Genomic DNA, 17,108 nt, shown 5'->3' with positions numbered 1-17,108 from the left:
TTCACACACGGCGGCTCCCGGTGGAACCGCTTCACCGACAGTCTCGGGGGCACTGGTGAAAAATCTGTGAACGGGTCCGTGTTAGCCCGGATTTCTCACCAGCCTCCTGCTGGCGGACCCCGATATGCCCGCGTCCTCGCCACGGAGCCTGCTGAGAAGTCCGTGCTAGACTCGAAGGCACCCTGATAACCCCGGATTGGTCATGGCGAGAATCTTCTGGGTGGAAGACAGGACCCACTGGGTGGACAAGTTCGGTCCGGTACTGGAGGCCGAGTCTTTTGACGAGGCGCCGACCGAGCTTGAAGTGTTCAAGTTCGCTGAGGCCGCCTGCCAGCACATCAAACGGGCTGATGACGCGGCACGGCCAGACGTGGCCCTGATCGACGCCCACATGAACGGCAATGACGCGGCCGGTTTTTCCGTCTCCCGGGCCCTGCAGCGCAAGTGGCCGGATGTGCCCCTGATCTTTCTTTCCGAGCACGCCGGCACCGGCATCGAACAAGAAGCCTTCGAAGGCACCGGGGCCCGGGATTTCATCGCCAAGCACCAACGCAATGTGGAATCGGTCCTGGTCTGGCGGATTCGCGCCGTGCTGAGGGAGGCGGGCATGCGACAGACCGTGCCCCGCCAGGCGGGCGAGCGCCTGGAAAGCGGGGATCTGGCCATCGATACGGTGAGCTGGGAAGTCTACTGGCGGGGCATCAAGCTCATGAACCCGACCAACCCCAAGCGCCCGCTTGCGCCCATGCCCAGAAAGATTTTGCGCTTTCTGGTCGAGGCTTCGCCCCGGCCCCTGCCCACGGCCGTGATGGCGGACAAGCTGGATGTGGACAGCGAGCGTTTTTCCTATGCCAGCTACCGCCAACATATCCGCACCCTGCGTCTGGCCTTCGACCAGGCCATGGGGGGCCAAGGTGCGTTTCTCGATATCTGCAAGGCGGGCGAAGGGATCGTGACCTTCGGTGATAAAGGGGCCTACTGCTGGAAAAAGGTCAGCCGCGCATCATGAGTGAGCACAAGCCACAGCCGGCTCGGCCCCATCCGGACACCCGCGCACCGCGGGTGCGTATCCGCTGGGCCCGCTTTCCCTGGCCCAGCGCCCTGGGGGCGCTGTTCACCGTGGCCTACTTCCTTTTCTATGCCAGCCCCGAACTGGTCGCCGGCTACGCCCTGCCCACGGACTGGTTTGGCGAGACCATGGCCCTGACCGTGGCGGGGATCTTTGCGCTGCTTCTGGTCTTTGATCTTCGCCGCTTTCAGCACCGCTTCGCCCTGCAGAAACAGGACGTGGCACGGCTCAACGAGCAACTGGATACCGCCTGGCAACGAATCCGGGAACTTCAGCTCAAGGCACACACCTATTCCGGTCACGCCGACAAGCTCAAGCTTTTCATCAGTGACAAGCTGCTCGAATACATCGAGTACGACGAGAAATTCCTGCATTTCAAAAGCATCGCCCGGGAAGTACGTCACAATGGGGTGATCAGTTTCGACAAGGTCCAAACCGCCCTTCAGCAGGCGGCCGAACAGGCCCGTCGGCAACAGGGGGAGACCAACACGGCCGGCAAGCAAGACACTGCAGGCCCGCAAGACCCGGCCGCCGACTACCAGGCCGCCCTGGATGCCATGCGTTATCTCTGGGACCTGCTCGATCTGTCCACCGCCGATAATCTTGCCCTGCATATCGGCAATCTCCTGTGCGAGTGCGAGGAACACTATTACCAGCAGGAACTGGACGCCGAGGCCGCCGACGTCCTGCCCTTTGAACCCACCTATGACCCACGCCTGGCCGCCTGGCGGGCAATGAGCCTGGTCCGGCCCGATCCACCCCCGCGACCCGAGGGCAACGAAGTCTATCGACTGGAGGACGGCGACTGGTACGTAGCGCTGGAGCCCGTCGGAGTGCTGTTGGGCAATGAGAACCATCTGGTGCTGTTGCTGGACAATCTTTTGAAAAACGCCCAGTACTTTTCCCGGAAACGACGGGGCAAGTCCGGCGCTCCGACGATCGCCTTTCAGCTCGAGGAGATTGACGACCAGGCCGTGTTCCGTGTCTATAACCGTGGCCCGCAGATCAGCGAAGACGACCACGCCCGGCTGTTCCAGCTTGGCTATTCCACCCGCCGCAGCCGCGAGCATCACGGTCGGGGCCTGGGCCTTTATTTCGTCAATGAGATCGTCAAGGGCTATGAGGGCCGTATCGAGGTCAACAACATCCATACCCCGGAGACCGAGTACGAACTGCGCCTTCACCTTGATAATGACGAGGTGCTGACGAAAGCGGTCACTGTTGAATGCAGCGAGGGTGGCCGGCCTCGTTGTTTGCCGCAGTCCGAATCAGAACAAGGAACGGAGGCGGAGACCGAGTCGGCTCCGAAGCAGCAATGGACCCTGCCGGCACCGATCCAGCGCATTGAGATCGCCGGCAGCCGGGACGGGGAAACCCAAGTGCTGGAAGGCTTCGAAAACCGGGGCAAGCAGACCCGCCAGGATCCACAACACCCCGACCGCCCCCACTGGTGGATCACTTACCAGGCCAAGCGCAAGCAGCCCACCCTCAGCTTCGAGCCCCTGGACCTCACCGGCGTCGAGTTCCGCATCCAGCTACCCACCGCCTACCACCGGCTGGAAAGCAGCCAGGCGGAAGTAGATGAGAACCTGGATGCGGAGATGGAACAGCTGGGTGAGCGCTTCAGTCGTCCCCTGGACTGAAGGAAGCTCCACTTGCATGCTCTATCAGCCGTCAGTCAGCGAACTGATCAGTAGCCTCGGCATGCTGTTCGATGCCATCCGCAAACGCCCGGCCAGCACAAGCATGGAAATAACGGCGGGGCAAGCCAACGAGCCTGGATTCGAGATGAACAAGGGCAAGGCAAGCTTCCTGCGGCTGATGAATACTGGCCTGTCCATAGCGGGCTTGCTGGTGATCGCCTATGGCATCTGGCCAATGGAATGACTCCAGGGCAACATTCCATTGCCCTGCACTCGGCACGTTCCAGACGCTGACACTTGCCCTGCCCGCGCGCCAGCAATCACCCTCAGGTGCGGTCCCTGTCTTCCTGCAGACGATTCAGATACCGAAATGAGCGAACAACGGCCACCAACAAGGTCACCGTGAGCAGGACAAGCCCGGCGAGCAGAATCACCGGCTCCGGAAGCCCATCGGCCAAGAGAAACAAGGCGAGCACACCCAGCAACTGGGCGATGGCGGCATACAGCATCTGCCAGCCGGCATAACGGTTCGCCGGATACCAGAGCGCCTCACTCGCCAGCGTTGCAGGGGTGCGAAAGCCATAGAGGCCGTTGGGCGGCACCCAGCCTCGAATCATGGGCAGCGACAGGGCCCCGATCAGGAGAGCACAGCCGAGCAGTACGATAATCGGAATCATGTCTGCTTCCTGTCCTGTTCCAAGGGTTGCGTAGGAGATTAATTCAGCGGTACGGCGTTCGCCAGCACCGGGGCACAGTCACACCCCCTCCCGCCAATTGACCGGTCGGCCAGTTAATGGCAGACTGCGCCCATGAATGAAGCGGTTCAGACAAGAGATCCGGAGCTGACGCGGGAGACGATCCTGGCGGCGGCCACGTCCCTGTTCGTCCGGGACGGGGTCTCGGCGGTGTCCACGAGTGCCATTGCCAAGGCCGCGGGGGTGACCAAGAGCCTGATTCACCACCATTTTGGCAGCAAGGCTGCGCTCTGGGAGGCGGTCAAGGAAACCGCCTTTACCCAGTATTTTCAGGAACAGATGACGATGCTGGAAGCGGCGGATACGCCGGACCCGACCCTGCTGAAGGACTCGGTTGAGGCCTATTTCCGCTTTCTCAAAGACCATCCCGAAGTGGTCAGGTTGTTTGCCTGGACCCATCTGGAGGGAGATGCCGAGTGCTCGGAGATGGATCAGGCCCTGGTGGGGCTGGGGGCCGAACGCATCCGCCAGGCCCAGGACGCCGGTTTCTTCCGCGCCGATGTGAATCCGACCCATGTGGTGGCGACATTCGTCATGACCTGCAGCCAATGGTTCGAGGCCAAATGCCATCACGGGCATTGGCCGGGCATGGGCTCGGACGAGGATTTTCTCGAGGACTTTCTGAAGCTGTTTCTGGAGGGGCTACTGCCCCGACAGTGAAAGGATACGGCGAGCGGTGGTTCGCGTTTTTTTGGGAGCGAACATTGACCGGTCGACCAGTTAATCACCGTGTCAAACAAGAGCGGGCCGAACCCGCTGGGGAGGTTTGCCATGTCGAATTGGGGGGGGGTTCGCTTGGGTGGCAGCGGCTTGCTGCTGATGCTGGGCGCCTGGCTGGTCGCCTGCGACGCTTCCGTCGACTCGGCAGCGGAAGCGACAACAGATAGCGCCCCGACGGTGCGAGTGGCCCAGATCCGTGAGGCACCGGGCCTGGAGTGGCAGCGCTTCCCCGGCGTGCTGCGGTCCGTGGACCGGGCCAGCCCGGCCTTTCTGCACCCGGGCAGCCTGGCCTCGCGCCGGGTGGCGGAAGGCGACCGGGTGACCCGGGGCGAGGTCCTGGCCAGCCTGCACAACCCGGCGCTGGCGCCAGCGGCGGCCGCGGCCCGGGGCCGGGTCGAGGAAGTGGCCGCCGAAATCGCTCAGTTGGAGCGGGATTTGTCGCGGGCTCGGGCGCTACTGGAGCGGGAACTGATTTCCGAGGAGCGGGTGGACCAGCTTGAATCCCGTCTGGCCGCGGCGCGGGAAGCGCGGGGCCAGGCCGAGGCGGCCCTCGCCGAGGCCCAGGCCCAGGAAGCCGAGCTGCAATTGCGCGCGCCCTTCGACGGGCGGGTGGTGGCGGTGTTGGCCGAACCGGGAGATTTCCTGGCAGCCGGTCAGCCGGTCATGCGCCTGGCCGGTGTGGACGGTCTGGAGGTGGAGATTCGACTGCCCGCCGCCCTGCTGGACTGGCTGGAGCGGGACGAGGCGGTGCGCCTGAGTCGGCCGCTGCAGGGCGGCGAGTTTGAAGGCCGTCTGCGCCGCATCGGCGATGGCAGCCAGGATATGACCACCGCCGTGGTCGCGACGGATGAGCCGAGTCTGGCAGCCGGTCAGGTGGTGCAGGTTCATCTTGGCCGCCGCCCGGCTGGTGACCTGGAACTGCCCCTGCCGGCCATGGTGGATCCCGGCGGCCATGCCCCCTATGTCTGGCGACTGGTCGAAGATGGCGAGCAGTTGTCGGTGGAACCGGTCCGGATCCGCCCCGGGCGGCTGCGCGGTGACTGGATTGGCATCGACCCCGCCGACGCGGCCGGCCTGGCGGTTGGCGACAGGGTCGTGGTGGCCGGTCAGAACCGCCTGGTGGAAGGCGGCACGGTCAGGGTGCTGCAGTGAGTGGCCTCAAGGAAAACGCCCGCCGGGGGCTGTTGGCCCTGCTGGGCCAGCGCCGGCTGATCATGACCCTGGTGGTGATGCTGGCGGTGCTGGGCTTGCTCGCCTGGAATGAAATGAATCGCCAGGAAGACCCCTTCTTTCCCTATCGCTATGGCGACATTCAGATTCCCTGGCCGGGCGCCGATCCGGAGCAGGTGGAACGGCTGATTCTCAACCCCCTCGAGGAGGAGCTGGCCCAGGTCCCGGACCTGGGGGAGATCATCGGCACCGCCCGGCTGGGCTTTGCCCATGTGATGATCGGCATGCAGGAGCATGTCTATGACACCGACGCGGTCTGGGACCGGATCCGGGTGGCGGTGGCCCGGGCTGAGCGGGAGTTTCCAGACGGTGCCCAGCCGGCGCGGGTGGATGACCGGCAGATGGATGCCCACGGCATCGTCCTGGCGGTGACCGGCAGCGATGATCTGATCGAGCTGCGCCAGGCCGCGAAGCGGCTCAAGCGGGATCTTTATCGAATCAAGGACATCTCGCGCGTGGAGCTGATCGGCGATCCCGGCCAGAACATCGTGGTCACCTGGGATGATGCGGTGGCCGAACAGACCGGCCTGGACGCCGCTGCCCTCGGGCAGCAGATCGCGGCCCGCAATCAGACTCTGCCCGCCGGCAGCCTGCGGGTGGCCGGACGGTCGGTGGTGCTGGATCCGGAAAGCGAATTCACGTCCCTCGAGAGCCTGCGGGCCACCCCGGTAGTCACGGCTGCGGGTGATCGCGTCCCTCTGGGTGAACTGGCTGATGTGCGCCTGGCACCGGAATCCCCCCTGCGCGAGAAAATCGGCCTGAACGGCCGCCCTGCCGTGGCGCTGGGCATCGTCATTCCCGACAACCGTCTCAATGCGGTGGCCTTTGGCCACAGCGTGCGTGAGCACATTGACGGGCTGCGCGCCGACTACGCGCCGCTGACAATCGAGGAACTCTTCTATCAGCCCTCTTGGGTGGAGCGTCGGCTTTCGGAACTGGGCTTTTCCCTACTGCTCGGCATTGGGGTGGTGGCGGCCATTCTGTTTCTGGTCATGGGCCTCCGCTTGGGGCTCACCGTCAGCCTGCTGGTGCCCCTGGTGACCTTCTCGGCCCTGGCGGTCTATGCCATGGGCGGCGGGGTGCTGCACCAGATCGCGGTGGCGGGGATGGTCATTGCCCTGGGCATGCTGGTGGACAATGCCATTGTCATGTCCGAAAACATCCAGTGGCATCTGGACCAGCGACGACCATTGACCGAGGCCGTTACCCGCGCGGTGACCGAACTGGCCGGGCCGTTGATGGCGGCCACGGGCACTACTCTCGCGGCCTTCACGCCCCTGCTGCTCTCGGCGGGCGACACCGCGGATTTCACCCGTGCGATTCCGGTGATGGTGATGCTCACGCTCGCCATCAGTTTCATCTATGCGGTGCTGGTCACGCCGGTGTTCGCCTCCGCCATCCTGCGGCCACGCCGGGTGGCGCGGCGGGACTGGAGCTTTGCGATCGGTGAGCGCCTGGGCCGCACGGCGGTCGGCCGGCCCGTGCTGGTTCTGGGGGTGGCGGCGGTCATGGTGGGGGTGGCCGGGAGCTTCTTCGGGGCCCTGGACAGGACCTTTTTCCCGGATACCGACCGCAATCAGCTGGTGGTGGACCTGCGCTTTCCGGAAGGCACCCACCTTTCCCACACCGACCACGCCGCCGCCACCCTGGCGGCCGGCATCCAACAGCAGCCGGGGGTGGAATCGGTCTACCGCTTTTCCGGTTTCAGCGGCCCACGCTTTTACTACAACCTGATCAGCCTCAGCAGCCAGCCTCATCTGGCCCGGCTGGTGGTCCAGACCGACCGGGTGGAGCGCCTGCCCGAGTTAATGGAATGGGTCCGGGCCACCACCCGCGAAACCCTGCCGGACGCCCAGGTGGTGGCCCGGCGCCTGGGCCAGGGCCCGCCCATTGATGCACCGGTGGAGATCAGGGTCTTCGGCGAGGACCGGGACGCGCTCACCGCGGCGGCCGACATGATTCTGGACGTGGTCCGCGACGATCCCGGCAGCCGCGACGCCCGCCATCGTCTTGGCGAGGGGCTGGCCAGCCTGCACGTGTCGGTGGACGATGCCCGGGCAGCCGAATTCGGCCTCGACCGCAGCGATGTCACCCGGGCCCTGGCGGCGGCCAGCCGGGGCCTGGAAGTCAGCACCTGGCGGGCCGAACGCGAGGCCATGCCCCTGCGCATCCGCTCACCGGAGGGCGAGGCCTTTCCCCTGGGCGGGCTGGAGGGCCTGCGGGTGGGAGCCGAGGGCGTGCCCCTGGGCGAGATCGCCCGCATCGAGACCCGCTGGCAGCCGGCCATCATTATGCACTGGGACCTGCAACGCATGACCCAGGTGCTGTCGGAGGTAAAGGAAGGCCAGACCTATGTCCATGTGCTGGACCGGGTGGTGCCGAAGCTGGAGGCGCTGGACTGGCCCGAGGGGACTTACTTTACCGTTGGCGGTGCCCACGAAGGGGCGGCCGACGCCAATACCGAACTGTTCCGCACCCTGCCCATCGGTGGCTTGCTGCTGGTGATCTTTCTGCTTCTGCAGTTCAATTCCTTCCGCATGATGGGCATGGTGCTGACCACCGTGCCGCTGGCGGTGGTGGGTGTGATTCCCGGGCTATGGCTGGCCGGCCAGCCTTTCAGTTTCACCGCCATGCTGGGGGTGGTGGCCCTGGTGGGCATCGTGGTCAACAATGCCATCGTGTTGCTGGACCGGATCAATCGCAACCGATCGGAAGGCCAGGACCTGGATACAGCCATCACCGAGGCGGTGGGACGCCGCACCCGACCCATCCTTCTCACCACCGCAACCACGGTGGCGGGGCTGTTTCCCCTGACCTTCACCCAATCCACCCTATGGCCACCCCTGGCCTGGGCCATCATCTCGGGCCTCCTGGCCTCGACCCTGCTGACCCTGGTGGTGGTACCGGCGATTTATCGAATGGCCTTTGCAAAACAAGCGGGGCAGCAGTGACTACCGCGGCGCCCGGGCGGTGGCGCTCATCAAGCCCCAGAAGGGGGAGATTCGATAGCGTTCAATGGCGATGGTCTCGAAGCCGGCAGTGTTGAGCATGGCTTTGAGTTCCCGGGCGGTCCAGGTTCGGAAATGGGCGGGGTCGCGCCAGCGGAGCCAGCGATCCAAGGCGCGCATGCTCAGATAATCCCGGCACCAGTCAGTAATCAGCAGACGGGCGCCGGGGCGAAGGACCCGCCGCATTTCGGCCAGGGCCCGCGCGGGATCCGGGATGTAGTGAAAGGCACTGGTGGAGACCAGGACATCAAAAGTGGCATTGGCAAAGGGGAGTTGCTCGGCCGGGGCACGAGCCAGGGAAACCTCATCATCCAGGCGGCGGTGAGCCACATCTAGCATGCCCGTCGAAAGGTCGGTGCCAGTCAGTTCCCATTCGGGATGGGATTGGCGCAAGCGGGCCAGCAGCCGACCGGTACCGCAGCCCACATCCAGCAGCTGCCCCGCGGGCTCCAGCGCAAGCCGCCTCTCGGTGGCGGCGATGCTGGCCTCGATATAGGAAGACCAGCGCTCCTCATAGATCGGCGCCAGTCGATCGTATTCGCGGGCGGCGGTTTGATGGGCCTTTTCAGGCATGTCCATGATGACTCCTGCTGTCACAATTGCAGTTTCAGTATCCACCGGAACAAGTCCGGCCAGTCTACAGCGATCGGTCTCAGTCGATATACTGGCGTCTTGCGAGACATGGTTCGAAGAAAGGGGAGGTCATGCAGACTGGAATGTTACCTCGCATAATGGCGGTTTTACTGGCTGTTTGCGGGCTAGGGGCCTGTACCACCATCGTCGTGAACGAATCCACCATGATCCCCAGCTTCGGGCGCGGGCAACTGCTGGGCCAGCTCCCGAATGGGCATGAACTGGTCGAACATGAATTCGAGCGCAGCGATGGCGAACGGGCTTACGGCCTCGCCGTGACCGCCGACGCGGATCTGCCCAGCATTCTGGTCTATGGCGGCAACATGCAATCGGCCGATGGCTCCATTCACCGGGTAGTGGATAATCTGCGCCATCTCGATGCCAATCTTTTCTTCTTCGACCGCCGTGGCCAGGGCCGCAGCACCGGCAGTCCCGGCGTGGAGCAGGGAATGGATGATGCGGTCGAAGTCCTCGATTACGTGCGTGAACAGGTCGCTGGCCCCATCATCCTGCACGGCTTCTCCCTCGGCGGCTTTGAAGCCGCCCACGTCGCCGGCCATCGGGCGGTGGATGCCATGGTCCTTGAGGCCACGGCCACTAATGTGGACGACTTCGCCCGCCAAGCCGTGCCCTGGTTTGCCAAGCCCTTCATCCGGATCCAGGTGGCTGATGAACTGCGCGGCTTCGACAATCGCGACATCCTCGCCGAATACGACGGCCCCCTCCTGCTGATAGCTGGGGGGAACGACCGCCAGACCTCACCGCGCATGATGAAAGACCTCTACGAGGCCAGCCCCTCGGCGCAGAAGCAGTTGGTCTTGGTGAAAAACGCCCATCACAACAATGTCATGCGCCGGGAGCAGGCCCGAGAATCTTACGCGCGTTTCCTGCGCGAGTCTGGGCTGGTCCAGGATTAAGATCGCCGTTCTCATAGGGCATTGAACAACTGCTCGATGAAGGCTTCGATCTCACCTCGTCGGCTATTGTCTGCCGTATGGATGACGTAAAAGGCCAAGCCCGAAATGGCATGATCCACCGCCGGCACCAGCATCCCGGCCTGCAGCTCCCGGGCCACCAATTGATCACTTAGAAGCGCCACGCCCTGCCCCATGACAGCCGCTTCGATAGCGTGGGTTTCCTCGCTGAAATGGATGCCGTCGTCCGACAGTGGCAGGGCGACGTCAGGACGTAGCTGTCGAGCGGAATCCAGCCATCGCGACCAGTCCGGGACTGCCACCCCCTTTTGCTTCCACTGGAAATGTATCAGGGGATACTCCAACAGCACCCGCGCCTGCGCGGTGCCGGCCAGCAAACGGGGATGGCAAAATGGCTGGTAGTGATCCTCAAACAGGTGATGGCATGCGAAATCATCAGGCGGCGAGCGGGTATATCGGATCGCCAGGTCCGCTTCTCCCGAATGCAAATCCGCAACTGTCTCGGAAGCCAGCACCGCCACCCGCCCACCATTCAAGGCCTTGTTGATCTCCCCCAGCCGTGGAATCAGCCAGCGACTGGCAAATGCCGGCGTCGTGGTGATGACCAGTGGTTGTCTGGTGCTCGCGGCACGAACGGCCGCGACCCCGGCGCCAATCTGATCCAGGCCGTCGCGAAGGGCGGGGAAGAGTTTCTGACCCGCCGCAGTCAAACGGATTGGCCGGGGATGACGAATGAACAGTGGCTGCTTGAGCAGCTCTTCCAGGTGCCGGATATGGTGGCTGATGGCGGTTGCCGACACATGGAGCTCGTCGGCGGCAGCCTGAAAACTGCCACGCCGAGCCGCCGCCTCGAAGGCGCGCAGGGCATTGAGGGGCGGGAGGTCTCTCATGGCTGGCCACCAGGATGAGTCTTTCTCATCTATCAGGCAAATTATTTCCGTTTTAAAAGGGCCTTTGCGACTTCTATCCTTATATTACCTCAAGTTAAGACCAGGAGAGCGCAATGTCCAGCACCATCTTGCTCATCACGGCCAGCGCCCGCGGCGAGGGCTCCATTTCAAGAAAAATGGCGGAACACTTCCAACAGGCGTGGCGTTCAAAGGCGCCGACAACCACAGTCATTACGCGGGACATAGGCAGCCATCCGCCCCCCTTTATCAGCGAGGCCTGGATTGGGGCCGCCTTCACACCAGCCGAACAGCGCGACCAACATCAGCGCAAACTGCTGGCATCTTCCGACGAGATGATCGATGAGGTCGACCGGGCCGATCTCATCGTGATTGCCTCGCCGATGTACAACTACGGCATGCCGGCGGCTCTCAAGGCCTGGTTTGATCAGGTAATTCGGGTCAACAAGACCTTCTCCTTCGATCTTGGGCGTGGGGACTGGCCGCTTGAGCCCATCTTCAGGGGCAAGCGCCTGGTGCTGCTCAGTTCCAAGGGCGAATTCGGGTTTCAGCCCGGCGGAAGCCGCCACCACATGAACCACCTGGACACCCATATCGCCACGGTGGCCCATTACCTTGGCGTCAATGACAAACATTTTGTCAGCATCGAATACCAGGAATTCGGGGATGAACGCCATGAGCGTTCCAAACAGTCAGCCCACCAGCAGATCGACGATCTGGTGCAATCATTGACCAAGCTCTCCCGGGATCAAGCTACCTACGAGTCAGCCCCTGCGTAGGCTGCCCGGGGACTCACGTCACCCTGAACTGCTGGATATCCGCCAGGACCTGGGTGGCGGTCACGCGGGCGCCGGCGCCCGGACCGCGGATGATTATGGGGGTATCATCATAGCTGTCGGTGCGGATCTGGAAGATGTTGTCGGTGGGGCCGATGGCGACGAAGGGGTGGTCCGCCGGCAGACAGCGGATGCCCACTTGCGCCCTGCCCTCACCATCCACCGTCGCCACATAGCGGGGTACGCCCTGTTGCTTGCGGGCCGGGTGGGCCTGCCAGTAGGCATCCAGTTCCGGTCCGGCGCGATCGAGGAAATCGGCCAGGGGCCAGTCGGCCAGGGTCTCCGGATAAAGGCTTTCCACCGCCACCTGTTTCGGATCGATGGAATGGCCGGCAGCGCGGGCGGTGATGATGAGTTTGCGGGCCACGTCCAGGCCGGAAAGGTCCAGGCGGGGATCGGGCTCGGTGAGGCCCTGTTGCTGGGCTTCGCTCAGGGCCTCGCTGAAGGGCCGGCCGGTGGCCAGGGCCTGGGTGAGATAGCTCAGGGTGCCGGAGAACAGACCGGAGACTGAAAGAATACGCTCGCCACTGGCACGCAGGCGCTGGATGGTTTCCAGCAGGGGCAGGCCGGCACCGACGGTGGTCGCATGGCGGTAGGCTGACACTTCACTGGCCGCGCGCAGGCGCTGATAGGCCTCCTCCCCGGCGGCCACCGCCCACTTATTGGCAGTCACCACCTCGAGACCGGCCCGCAGCCATTGCGCGTGACGCGCGGCGACTTCCGGGCTGGCGGTGAGATCCACGATGACGCCGCGAGCCGCGTGGTGACGCAGGTGGTAAACCAGCCGATCCAGGCAGGTGGGTCGGCCCGCCGCTTCTAGGCGCTCGTCCAGGCCGTCGAATGCCAAGCCCTGCTCATCCAAAAGCATCTGCCGGGAATTGGCCAAGGCCAAGAGGCGCAGGCGGCCGGGCTGGCGATCGGTCAGGATATTCAACAGTTCACCACCCACGTTGCCGGTGCCGATGATGGCCACCGGAATGCTGCTCTCGGCCTGGGCGTTCACCTCCGCCCGGCGCAGGGCATTGCCTTCAATGATCAACTCGCTCATGTCCCGACTCCTTCCAGGCCGGCGGCCTGGCGCGTGAGCAGACCGGACAGGGCCTGGTCGAGATCGGCAATGAGGTCCCGAGTGGATTCAATCCCCACCGACAGGCGCAGCAGGCCATCACCGATGCCCGCCCGACGGCGGGCATCGGGGTGCATGGCGGCATGGGTCATGGTGGCCGGATGGGCGATCAGGCTTTCCACCCCGCCCAGGGACTCGGCCAGGGTGATACATCGCAGACCGGACAGGAAACGACGCACGGCGGCCTCGCCCCCTTCCAGTTCGAAACTGAGCATGGCCCCGAAACCGGACTGCTGACGACGGGCGATGGCATGCCCCGGATGACTGGTCAGGCCGGGATAGTAGATCTTGCTAACGGCCGGATGGTCGGCGAGAAACTCACAAACCCGGGCGGTGTTTTCCTGGTGCAGGGCCAGGCGGGCATGCAGGGTGCGCAGCCCGCGCAGGGTCAGCCAGGCATCGAAGGCAGCAGCGGTCACCCCGAGACAATTGGCCCACCAGGCAATCTCCTCACCCGCTTGCGGATCGGCGCTGATAATGGCACCGCCGATGACATCGCTGTGCCCGTTGATGTACTTGGTGGTGGAATGCACGACGATGTCCGCGCCCAGTGACAGGGGCTGCTGCAGGGCCGGGGACAAGAAGGTATTGTCCACCACCACCCGGGCCTCCACCTCCCGGGCCCGTTCACAGACCTGGGCGATATCGGTGATGCGCAGCAGGGGATTGCTGGGTGATTCCAGCCAAACCAGCTTGGGCCGCCGGGCCAGGGCCTCACGCGCCGCCGCCGGGTCGTTGAAATCAACGAAGCTGAGCTGAAAGCGACCCTGGCGGGCCCAGGCATCCAGGAGACGAAAGGTACCGCCGTAGCAATCATGGGTGGCCAGGATCAGATCATCCGGCCCGGCCAGCTGCAGCACCGTGGTGATCGCCGCCATGCCGGTGGCGGTCACCGTCGCCGCCGCGCCCCCTTCCAGATCGCGCAGGGCATCGGCGAGCCGGTCGCGGGTGGGATTGCCCGAGCGGCTGTAATCATGAGCACGGGCCTCACCGTAGTCAGCGAAGCTGAAGGTGCTGCTCATGTGGATGGGCGGTATCACCGATCCGTATTGCGTGTCGCAATCCACCCCGGTGCGTGCGGCAATGGTCTGGGCATGCTGATCAGGCAGTGGCATGGGTCTTCTCCTTGAAGCAGGCGTTAAGAATCTTGCTGATGCGAAGGTGTTCGGTCAGGAAGGCGTCATGGCCATAGCGGCTCTGGATCACATCCAGTGCCACCGGGCCGGCCAGGCCCTCGGCCAATGCCCTGATCTGGGTTAGGGGCACGAGCTGATCACTGTCGACCCCGACCACCGTTGCCGGCACCCGAATCCGGCTCGGGTCCACTTGATGCAGATCCAGGGCTTCGGATAAGCCGAGAAACTGATCCGCTTCATAGCGCCGGGCGAACTGATGCCCAACATGGCCAAGATAGGATTCCAGGCTTTGCAGACGATCCACCGCGTCGGTTTCATTGAAACGCTCGGCGAACAACTCGGGGGTGCGATAAGTGCTCATGGCCAGGCCACGGGCCAGTGCAAGTCCCGTGCGTGGCAGCCCCGCCACCTCGGCCAGACGCACAATCTCTCTTTGCAGATGGCGGGCCGCGGTCGCAGCGGGATGGCTGTAGTGGGCGCCACTGATCAGCAGCAGCCTGTCGATGAAGAGTCGATCCCGCTCCGCCAGGGCCAGGCCCACCATGGCCCCGAAGGAGGCACCAATCACCCCATGCAAACGTTGAATGCCGAGATGATCGGCAAGCGCTTCGATGGCTTGGGCCTGATCTTGGGTCAGCAAGGGCGATTGGCGCTGCTGCTCACTGTCAGCCCAGTCCACACTCAGAAGGCGAAACCGCGTCGGGTCCAGTGACCGTCCGATACCGACCTGCCGGGACCACCAGCTTTCCAACTTCCGACCGCTATTGATGCCGCCAAGCACCAGCAGGACCGGCAATCCCGGTCTGCCCAGCAAACGCCAGGGCAGTCGCACCGTCATGCCATGGCCACCGGCATCTACCGTGGTCTCAAGCTCTCCTGACTGGCAGGGGGGAATCGCGGTTTCTTCCAGAAACTCACGATCGAAGGGTGTGCTGAGTGTTGCTGCAAGGGCTGCCACCTTATTCTCCTCCGCTTTGCTTGAACAGAAAGCCTGCGGGGAGCCGATGGCGAAGGACGTGATCTCGGACGGGTAACCGAAGCAGCACGGCTTCGCTCATCTCTCGGTGAGCCTGAATGGCTCCCCGCAGGAATTGGCACCTGGGTGGATGGCTCCACTGGTTGCCCCGGCGTCGTCGGGCCTGTCCCTCAACCGGTCTTGATGAGCATTTGCGGAAAAGCTTAGGGGTGAATTTGAGCTAGTACAAAGAATTAGTTGTTATTTGGGCATCGCGCCAAGGGCGCGGAGAAAACCGGCCTCGCGCAAAGACGCTAAGACGCAAAGGTAAAGAAGGGTTGTTTTGCCTGTGCCTGCCAGTAGCCGTAGGAGCGGCTTTAGCCGCGATGATGGCTTCGATTTACCCCCTATCGCGGCTAAAGCCGCTCCTACGGCAGGGTGGAACATTAATGCCTATACGACTGGCAACCATCGCTCAGGAATTGTCGGATCAAGACTGCCCCTCTCCACCATAATCCATCTTTCCTTTGCGTCTTGGCGCCTTTGCGCGAGGCCGGTTTTCTGTGCGCCCTTGGCGCCCTCTGCGCGAGGCCCAAACAGTTTTATTCCCTCAAGGAATAACCATATATCGGATTGGTCCGTGCAAAGCTTGACTCGGGAGCGGCTTGGGGTCATTGTTTGCTCTCGATAGCGCCGATTTGACACCAGCTTGCGGGCGCTCAACAAATTCAGCTAAAGCGGTAGGCAGACCCGCCTCCGCTGGATTTCGGCCCTCCTCAGCGGTGGCCCTTCCCGCAAGCTCGTGCCCGGCGCCGGTTTTTCCGGAGGCTCGCATGCGCACGTCAGCTACGTTGTTCAGAATCTGCTCTTCCCTGCCCGGCCAAGCGGCCCTGGATTGCCGTGCCCGGCGAATGTGTTGTCGATGTCGATGGCTAGCAACAGCGAATTGATCCGACAGCGACACATTCAAGCACTCGGGAACGCGAACTCGAGGCAAGGGGAAGACAATGAAACTGCAACAGATCCGCTATCTTCTGGGCGTGGTGGACAACAACTTCAACATCACCACTGCCGCCGAAAACCTCTATACTTCCCAGCCGGGCATCAGCAAGCAGATCCGTCTGCTGGAAGACGAGCTGGGGGTGCAGCTCTTTGTCCGGCGCGGCAAGCGCATCGAGTCCCTCACCCAGGCCGGGGAGCGGGCGGTGGTGCATGGCCGGCGCATCATGCAGGAGGTGGAGAATATCCGGAACCTGGCCCGGGAACTCAAGGGTGAATCGCGGGGCAGTCTGCGACTGGGCACCACCCACACCCAGGCCCGCCATGTGCTGCCGCCGGTGATCCAGGGCTTTCGCAAGCTGCACCCGGAAGTGATCTTCGACATTCACCAGGGCACCTCGGAACAGATTGCCGGGATGCTGTCATCGGGGGACGTGGATTTTGTGATGGTCACCAGCAGCCGGGAGCGCTTCCCCGACCTGGTCCAGTTGCCCGTGTATCAATGGGACCGGGTCCTGCTGGTGCCCCGGGATCATCCCCTGGCCCGGTATCCGAAAGCGCCCGAGCTGGAGCAACTGGCCCGGCATCCCCTGGTGACTTATGTCTTCAGCGACCGGCCGGAATCCTCCCTGATGCAGGCTTTCAATGCCCAAAACTTGCGGCCCAACATTGCTTTCACTGCCCGGGACGCGGATGTAATCAAGACCTATGTGCGCATGGGTCTGGGCGTGGGCGTGCTGGCCTCCATGGCGGTGGAGGAAGGCAGTGATGATGACCTGGTTGCCCTGGATGCCCGTCATCTCCTGCCGCGCCTGACCACCTGGGTCGGCTTTCGCCGCGACAGCCTGCTACGCCAGTTCCAGCTCGACTTCCTCAGCCGCCTGGCCCCGCATCTCACCCCCGAACGCGTGGAAGCGGCCCGGGAAGCGGAGAACCAGGCCGAGGTGGATGCGCTGTTTGCTGAGGTCAGGATCCCGTTGCATGACAATCCACCAAGGCCGCAGTTGGCCGGCTGCTGAGGTTTTTGAACCTCGCGCAGAGAGCGCCAAGGGCGCGGAGAGAGATTGGTTTTCTCGCAGAGGCGCGGAGACGCTGAGGGTTGTATTGCTGGGTGCCTTTCAGTTGTGGGAGCGGCGTCCGCCGCGATTGGTGCCA

15 protein-coding genes and 1 riboswitch are annotated in these 17,108 nt (G+C 63.6%); of the genes, 9 read left to right on the top strand and 6 right to left on the bottom strand.

Annotated elements, in window-relative coordinates; all coding sequences use genetic code 11:
• Nucleotides 1-202: 202 nt before the first annotated feature.
• Genes VCB98_RS09685 through VCB98_RS09675 form a run of 3 tightly spaced genes read left to right on the top strand, consistent with a single transcriptional unit; the run spans nt 203 to nt 2,956 of the window.
• Nucleotides 203-1,009, top strand: a complete 807-nt coding sequence (locus VCB98_RS09685; protein ID WP_346052078.1) for a response regulator transcription factor — start codon at nt 203-205, stop codon at nt 1,007-1,009.
• Nucleotides 1,006-2,712 (top strand): ATP-binding protein, encoded by a 1,707-nt coding sequence (locus tag VCB98_RS09680; protein ID WP_346052076.1) that lies wholly within the window; start codon nt 1,006-1,008, stop codon nt 2,710-2,712. The genes VCB98_RS09685 and VCB98_RS09680 overlap by 4 nt, the downstream gene beginning before the upstream one ends.
• Before the next feature lie 16 nt (nt 2,713-2,728).
• Nucleotides 2,729-2,956, top strand: a complete 228-nt coding sequence (locus tag VCB98_RS09675) for a hypothetical protein (RefSeq protein WP_346052074.1) — start codon at nt 2,729-2,731, stop codon at nt 2,954-2,956.
• Between the two features lie 82 nt (nt 2,957-3,038).
• Here VCB98_RS09675 and VCB98_RS09670 read toward each other — a convergent pair whose 3' ends face one another.
• On the bottom strand, nt 3,039-3,389 hold the full coding sequence (locus VCB98_RS09670) for an SdpI family protein (protein ID WP_346052072.1): 351 nt from the start codon (nt 3,387-3,389) through the stop codon (nt 3,039-3,041).
• Between the two features lie 132 nt (nt 3,390-3,521).
• On the opposite strand from VCB98_RS09670, the gene VCB98_RS09665 reads away from it, so the two are divergent.
• The 3 genes from VCB98_RS09665 (at nt 3,522) to VCB98_RS09655 (ending at nt 8,368) form a co-directional block, all read left to right on the top strand.
• Complete coding sequence (locus tag VCB98_RS09665; protein ID WP_346052070.1) at nt 3,522-4,127, top strand: TetR/AcrR family transcriptional regulator; 606 nt, start codon at nt 3,522-3,524, stop codon at nt 4,125-4,127.
• Between the two features lie 111 nt (nt 4,128-4,238).
• Nucleotides 4,239-5,339: an efflux RND transporter periplasmic adaptor subunit gene (locus VCB98_RS09660; RefSeq protein ID WP_346052068.1), complete on the top strand. Its 1,101-nt coding sequence runs from the start codon at nt 4,239-4,241 to the stop codon at nt 5,337-5,339.
• Nucleotides 5,336-8,368: an efflux RND transporter permease subunit gene (locus VCB98_RS09655; protein ID WP_346052066.1), complete on the top strand. Its 3,033-nt coding sequence runs from the start codon at nt 5,336-5,338 to the stop codon at nt 8,366-8,368. Before VCB98_RS09660 ends, VCB98_RS09655 begins: the two co-directional genes overlap by 4 nt.
• Here the strand turns inward: VCB98_RS09655 and VCB98_RS09650 are convergent, their stop codons facing one another.
• Nucleotides 8,369-9,004 carry a class I SAM-dependent methyltransferase gene (locus tag VCB98_RS09650; protein ID WP_346052064.1) on the bottom strand — a complete coding sequence of 212 codons (636 nt, stop codon included), beginning with the start codon at nt 9,002-9,004 and terminating at the stop codon, nt 8,369-8,371.
• Nucleotides 9,005-9,129: 125 nt separating this feature from the next.
• Here VCB98_RS09650 and VCB98_RS09645 point away from each other — a divergent pair, with 125 nt between their 5' ends.
• A complete protein-coding gene (locus VCB98_RS09645) occupies nt 9,130-9,975 on the top strand; it encodes an alpha/beta hydrolase (RefSeq protein WP_346052062.1) in 846 nt (281 codons plus the stop codon).
• Between the two features lie 11 nt (nt 9,976-9,986).
• Here VCB98_RS09645 and VCB98_RS09640 read toward each other — a convergent pair whose 3' ends face one another.
• On the bottom strand, nt 9,987-10,883 hold the full coding sequence (locus VCB98_RS09640; protein ID WP_346052060.1) for a LysR substrate-binding domain-containing protein: 897 nt from the start codon (nt 10,881-10,883) through the stop codon (nt 9,987-9,989).
• Between the two features lie 113 nt (nt 10,884-10,996).
• Between VCB98_RS09640 and VCB98_RS09635 the strand changes: the two genes are divergently transcribed.
• Entirely contained in the window at nt 10,997-11,680 is a 684-nt protein-coding gene (locus VCB98_RS09635; RefSeq protein ID WP_346052058.1) for an FMN-dependent NADH-azoreductase, read from the top strand.
• 13 nt (nt 11,681-11,693) lie between these two features.
• Here VCB98_RS09635 and VCB98_RS09630 read toward each other — a convergent pair whose 3' ends face one another.
• The 3 genes from VCB98_RS09630 to metX are packed head-to-tail and all read right to left on the bottom strand — an operon-like array spanning nt 11,694 to nt 14,957.
• Entirely contained in the window at nt 11,694-12,785 is a 1,092-nt protein-coding gene (locus VCB98_RS09630) for a homoserine dehydrogenase family protein (RefSeq protein WP_346052056.1), read from the bottom strand.
• Nucleotides 12,782-13,978 carry a cystathionine gamma-synthase gene (metB, locus tag VCB98_RS09625; RefSeq protein ID WP_346052054.1) on the bottom strand — a complete coding sequence of 399 codons (1,197 nt, stop codon included), beginning with the start codon at nt 13,976-13,978 and terminating at the stop codon, nt 12,782-12,784. Before metB ends, VCB98_RS09630 begins: the two co-directional genes overlap by 4 nt.
• Nucleotides 13,965-14,957: a homoserine O-succinyltransferase MetX gene (gene metX, locus VCB98_RS09620; RefSeq protein ID WP_346052052.1), complete on the bottom strand. Its 993-nt coding sequence runs from the start codon at nt 14,955-14,957 to the stop codon at nt 13,965-13,967. Before metX ends, metB begins: the two co-directional genes overlap by 14 nt.
• Nucleotides 14,958-15,050: 93 nt before the next feature.
• Nucleotides 15,051-15,165: riboswitch (SAM riboswitch) on the bottom strand.
• 796 nt (nt 15,166-15,961) lie between these two features.
• Here metX and VCB98_RS09615 point away from each other — a divergent pair.
• Entirely contained in the window at nt 15,962-16,972 is a 1,011-nt protein-coding gene (locus VCB98_RS09615; RefSeq protein ID WP_346052050.1) for a LysR substrate-binding domain-containing protein, read from the top strand.
• Nucleotides 16,973-17,108 lie beyond the last annotated feature (136 nt).

Source organism: Natronospira elongata (assembly GCF_034931365.1).
GTDB lineage: Bacteria > Pseudomonadota > Gammaproteobacteria > Natronospirales > Natronospiraceae > Natronospira > Natronospira elongata.
This window is presented reverse-complemented; position numbering and strand designations above follow the sequence as displayed.

What these genes read in the sequence shown, in the direction of transcription:
- VCB98_RS09635 (WP_346052058.1), top strand. Translation starts at nt 10,997, where the DNA reads ATGTCCAGCACCATCTTGCTCATCACGGCCAGCGCCCGCGGCGAGGGC.
- VCB98_RS09685 (WP_346052078.1), top strand. Translation starts at nt 203, where the DNA reads ATGGCGAGAATCTTCTGGGTGGAAGACAGGACCCACTGGGTGGACAAG.
- VCB98_RS09680 (WP_346052076.1), top strand. Translation starts at nt 1,006, where the DNA reads ATGAGTGAGCACAAGCCACAGCCGGCTCGGCCCCATCCGGACACCCGC.
- VCB98_RS09670 (WP_346052072.1), bottom strand. Translation starts at nt 3,389, where the DNA reads ATGATTCCGATTATCGTACTGCTCGGCTGTGCTCTCCTGATCGGGGCC.
- metB (WP_346052054.1), bottom strand. Translation starts at nt 13,978, where the DNA reads ATGCCACTGCCTGATCAGCATGCCCAGACCATTGCCGCACGCACCGGG.
- VCB98_RS09675 (WP_346052074.1), top strand. Translation starts at nt 2,729, where the DNA reads ATGCTCTATCAGCCGTCAGTCAGCGAACTGATCAGTAGCCTCGGCATG.
- VCB98_RS09650 (WP_346052064.1), bottom strand. Translation starts at nt 9,004, where the DNA reads ATGGACATGCCTGAAAAGGCCCATCAAACCGCCGCCCGCGAATACGAT.
- VCB98_RS09665 (WP_346052070.1), top strand. Translation starts at nt 3,522, where the DNA reads ATGAATGAAGCGGTTCAGACAAGAGATCCGGAGCTGACGCGGGAGACG.
- VCB98_RS09630 (WP_346052056.1), bottom strand. Translation starts at nt 12,785, where the DNA reads ATGAGCGAGTTGATCATTGAAGGCAATGCCCTGCGCCGGGCGGAGGTG.
- VCB98_RS09660 (WP_346052068.1), top strand. Translation starts at nt 4,239, where the DNA reads ATGTCGAATTGGGGGGGGGTTCGCTTGGGTGGCAGCGGCTTGCTGCTG.
- VCB98_RS09615 (WP_346052050.1), top strand. Translation starts at nt 15,962, where the DNA reads ATGAAACTGCAACAGATCCGCTATCTTCTGGGCGTGGTGGACAACAAC.
- VCB98_RS09640 (WP_346052060.1), bottom strand. Translation starts at nt 10,883, where the DNA reads ATGAGAGACCTCCCGCCCCTCAATGCCCTGCGCGCCTTCGAGGCGGCG.
- VCB98_RS09645 (WP_346052062.1), top strand. Translation starts at nt 9,130, where the DNA reads ATGCAGACTGGAATGTTACCTCGCATAATGGCGGTTTTACTGGCTGTT.